Genomic DNA, 588 nt, shown 5'->3' on the forward strand with positions numbered 1-588 from the left:
ATCTACGAGATGCAGGCGCGGGCCATTTTCGAGGCGGCCTGCGAGGTTTCGGCGCAAGGCGGGGAGCCGGTGGTGCCCGAAGTGATGATCCCGCTGGTTGCCACCAAGCGCGAGCTGGAAATCCTCCGGAAGCTGGTGGACCGGGTGGCCGTAGAGGTCTTTGCCGAACAGGGCCGGACCCTGGAATATCTCGTCGGCACGATGATCGAGCTGCCGCGCGCTGCGCTGATGGCGGGTGAGATTGCCGAAGAGGCAAAGTTCTTCAGCTTCGGTACCAACGACCTGACGCAGACCACGCTGGGCGTGAGCCGCGACGATGCGGGACGGTTCCTCGCGCCCTATGTGGAACAGGGCATCTATCCGCGCGATCCGTTCGTCAGTCTCGATATCGAAGGCGTCGGCCAGCTTGTGCGGCTTGCGGCAGAACGCGGGCGGGCGACGCGGGGCGATATCAAGCTGGGCATTTGCGGCGAGCATGGCGGCGATCCGGCGAGCATCCGGTTCTGCGAGGAGGTGGGGCTGGATTACGTCAGCGCCTCGCCATATCGTGTGCCGATTGCCAGGCTGGCAGCGGCGCAGGCGGCGCTG

Annotated in this window: 1 protein-coding gene; it reads left to right on the forward strand. The window is 65.6% G+C overall.

Annotated features, from left to right (window positions below):
• Positions 1-588 (forward strand): putative PEP-binding protein (locus M3P36_RS15075; protein WP_349630580.1); only part of this gene is annotated, 588 nt, incomplete at both ends.

It is taken from the genome of Altererythrobacter sp. KTW20L, from assembly GCF_023501975.1.
Lineage (GTDB): Bacteria > Pseudomonadota > Alphaproteobacteria > Sphingomonadales > Sphingomonadaceae > Alteraurantiacibacter.